The sequence below is a fragment of the uncultured Campylobacter sp. genome, from assembly GCF_938017705.1.
In the GTDB taxonomy this organism is placed as follows: Bacteria; Campylobacterota; Campylobacteria; order Campylobacterales; family Campylobacteraceae; genus Campylobacter_B.
This window is the reverse complement of the sequence record NZ_CALIIS010000215.1, coordinates 1-3427: the sequence shown is the minus strand read 5'-3', so window position 1 is coordinate 3427 and position 3427 is coordinate 1. Positions and strand designations below refer to the sequence as shown.

Below are 3427 nucleotides of genomic sequence, written 5' to 3'. Positions count from 1 at the left end.
GTAGAAAAATTCCAATTACATCCAATTACAACTCCAGAAGCTGACATGAAAGCTAGTAGTGTTCAAGATAGGTTATCTATACTGGAGAGTAATGAGGTTAAAATAATAAAACCTAGCACTAAAAAAACTATAACAAGAACATCTGATGGAAGAAACGCAAACAAGATTGCTTATTGGCAAGATATTTATTTTGGAAAAAAATATCGAACCGAAGAAGAAATAGAAACTTCAGCACCCGAGAACAAGAGAGTTGAGATTCGAGAAAGAGGAATAACTGAAAGAGATTTTGCAAGAAAAATAAATTGATTCGAAATTTTACCATTGTTAGACAAAATTTTTATTCTATTTTATGAAAAAATAATGAAGTAGAAAATCGGAGAATAATTATAAAAAAGAGGTTGGGAGGTAAAAGAAGCCTTTAATATATGAAACTAAGACATAAAAGCGCAAAAGTATCTTCAACCAAACTCTATAATTAACTTTTTAAAGATGGAAATATACTAGTTGTATAAAATTAAAATTAGAGGTGGCGTTTTGATATATCTGGTGTCTAATACGAGATTTGATCATCCGCAGGTGAGGCAGCTTGCGGTTTGCGAGATAAAATTCCTCAAATTTAGCCTGCCTGCGCAGATCGGCGCGCTAATTTTTACCTCCAAAAACGCGGTGGCGGCGATAAAATTTAATGAAATTTCTCTTGATTTAGATACGCCCGTTTACGCTATCGGCGAGCCGTGCGCGGCGGCTGCGCGCGAGTTTGGATTTCGCGATATTTTTGTGGCGCGACACGGGCATGGAAATGAGTTTGCTGCAGAGATCGCGCCGCTCTTGCAGGGCAGAGACGCGCTGTATCTGCGCGCGCGCGAAACGGTATCGAAGTTGGAGCAAATTCTATCTAGCGCCGGCGTGCAGCTGCAAAGCGTGATCGCCTACGAAAATTCTATCCTCAGCCTCCCCGCCGCCGCAAAGCCGCCGCAAGGCAGCACGCTGATTTTCACCTCGCCTAAAAACGTTCGCGGCTTTACCGCAAATTTCGGCTGGGACGGGGGCTATAAGGCGATCTGTATCGGTAGAACGACGGCGAGCGTTTTGAGCGAGTTTTGCGAGCCGATAATCTGCGAAAGAGTGTCGATAAAATCCTGCGTCGATCTGGCGCTTTTGCCATAGTTTAAGCAAATTTTGACTATAATTTTGCCCAAGCCTGGGTGAAGCGAGAGCGTTTTATATGAGGGTTCAACATATTTGTATAAGCGACGACGTGAGAGGTCCGTGTGACGCGGCTCGGCTCGAGCTTTTTTTAAAGTTACGGGTTGCGACCTAGAGATTTTTCCTAGTTGCAAGATTGGCTTTGTTTGAGCCGATTCTTTTTACGCAACGCTCACTTGGGTTTTTTACGTTACGGAGGCTTCATTGAATATCCTAATAATCGGCGGCGGCGGTAGAGAATACGCGATCGGGCTAAGACTTCGCGAGGATAAAAACGTTTTAAATCTGTATTTTGCTCCGGGAAACGGCGCTACAAAGGCGCTCGGTAAAAATTTAGATTTAAAAGATTTTAATGAGCTCGCGCTCTTTGCGAAAAACAACGACGTAACTCTTACCATCGTGGGTGCCGAAGAGCCGCTTACAAAAGGCATCGTGGATATTTTCAAAGCGCAAGGCCTCGCAATATTCGGTCCCAGCGCCACTGCAGCGAAGCTTGAGGGCTCTAAAGCCTATATGAAGGACTTTCTGGCGCGAAATCATATTAAAACCGCAAAATTTCTAAGCAGCGACGATCTATCCGAAATTTCAAAATTTATAGACGGTCTAAACGGCCGCGTCGTGGTCAAAGCGGACGGCCTGTGCGCGGGCAAGGGCGTCATCATCGCAAATTCCAAAGATGAAGCTAAAAAAGCTGCTGCGGATATGCTAAGCGGCGAAAGCTTCGGTGAAGCCGGCAAGCGCGTCGTCGTGGAGGAGTTTTTAGAGGGCTTCGAGCTGAGCTTTTTTGCGATCTGCGACGGGGAAAATTTCGTAAGCTTGCCCGTCGCGCAGGATCACAAAAAGCTGCTTGACGGCGATATGGGTCCGAACACCGGCGGCATGGGAGCTTATGCGCCAAGTCCGCTAGCGGATGCCGCGCTGATAAAAAGAGTGCAGAGCGAGATCGTCGCACCCACGCTAAAAGGGATGCGGCAGCAGGGCGTGCCCTTTTGCGGCGTGCTATTCGTAGGGCTTATGATCGTAGGCGGCGAGCCTTACGTGCTGGAGTACAACGTCCGCTTCGGCGATCCGGAGTGCGAGGTTCTGATGCCGCTAATTGACGGAAATTTGAGCGAAATTTTATACAACGCCGCCGTAGGCAAGCTAAGTAGCATAAGCTTAAAAGAGCGATTTGCGGTAGGCGTCGTGATGGCTAGCGAGCGCTATCCTTACGGCTCTTCGCAGCCTGCTTTGATCGAGGTCGGCGAAATTCCTGCCGGCGCGCATATCTGCTATGCAGGCGTGAACGAGCGGGACGGGCAGATTTACGCTAGCGGCGGGCGCGTTTTGGTAAGCGTGGGCGTTGCGCAGAGCCTAAAGCAGGCGCGCGACGCGGCTTACGCGCTGTGCGAAAATATAAAATTTAGCGGCGCGCAGTATAGGCGCGATATCGCGTATCAAGCCTTAAGAGATAAAATTTGAACATCGCTCCGCTTGGCAAGCGCGTAATCGCATTTGGTATCGACGAGATCATCTTGGCGACGCTTTTTACTATCGTGCTGCTTGTCATCGATGAGCCCGAGATCATGGCCGCGGCGCAGAGCGGAAGCAACCTTGAGATCCAAAAGGTCGTGTCGAAATTCTTGATGCAGTACGTTGTGATAAAATTTTTATATCATACGATTTTCGTCTATCTATACGGCGCGTCGCTGGGTAAGCTCGCGGTTAAAATTTATTGCGTCCGCGCCGATGGCGGCGCTATGGATATCGCTACGGCGGTGATCCGCGCGGCGGTTCGGGTGATAAGCGAAACGATATTTTATATGGGATTTTTGGTGGCGTTTTTTACGAACTCGCGTCAGTGCCTGCATGATATGGCGGCGAAAACATTGGTGGTAGAGATTGAAAAAGAGTAAAAAATTTAAAATTCTAGCGCTCAGTTTTAGCGCTCTTTTAGCAAATAGTGCGAGCGCAAAGGTCCAAGATGTCGAGCTCATAGCAGATAATGTCGAGAAAAACGGCTTTTTGACGGAAGCGAGCGGCAACGTAACGGTGTATTCGCAGGACTACTTTATCACCGCCGATCGCGCTACATACGACGAGCAAAACGGCATCATCGAGCTTTTTGGTAACGTCAATGCGATGCGTGGCAGCAGTGAAACTACGCGTGCGCAGCATGTCAAAATCGATCTGAAAAACGATAAGCAGCAAGCCGACGTAAATTTTATGATGACCGAATTGG

At 47.5% G+C, this 3427-nt stretch carries 5 protein-coding genes; all 5 read left to right on the top strand.

Annotated elements, in window-relative coordinates; all coding sequences use genetic code 11:
- The coding region (locus Q0605_RS09875) for a hypothetical protein (RefSeq protein ID WP_298706628.1) at window positions 1-306 on the top strand (306 nt) is incomplete at its 5' end.
- Between the two features lie 198 nt (window positions 307-504).
- Window positions 505-1167: a uroporphyrinogen-III synthase gene (locus tag Q0605_RS09870; protein ID WP_298706626.1), complete on the top strand. Its 663-nt coding sequence runs from the start codon at window positions 505-507 to the stop codon at window positions 1165-1167.
- A gap of 243 nt (window positions 1168-1410) precedes the next feature.
- Window positions 1411-2667 carry a phosphoribosylamine--glycine ligase gene (gene purD / locus Q0605_RS09865; protein ID WP_298706624.1) on the top strand — a complete coding sequence of 419 codons (1257 nt, stop codon included), beginning with the start codon at window positions 1411-1413 and terminating at the stop codon, window positions 2665-2667.
- Window positions 2664-3101: an RDD family protein gene (locus Q0605_RS09860; protein ID WP_298706622.1), complete on the top strand. Its 438-nt coding sequence runs from the start codon at window positions 2664-2666 to the stop codon at window positions 3099-3101. The genes purD and Q0605_RS09860 overlap by 4 nt, the downstream gene beginning before the upstream one ends.
- Window positions 3088-3427 (top strand): LptA/OstA family protein (locus Q0605_RS09855; RefSeq protein WP_298706620.1); only part of this gene is annotated, 340 nt, incomplete at its 3' end. The genes Q0605_RS09860 and Q0605_RS09855, both read left to right, overlap by 14 nt.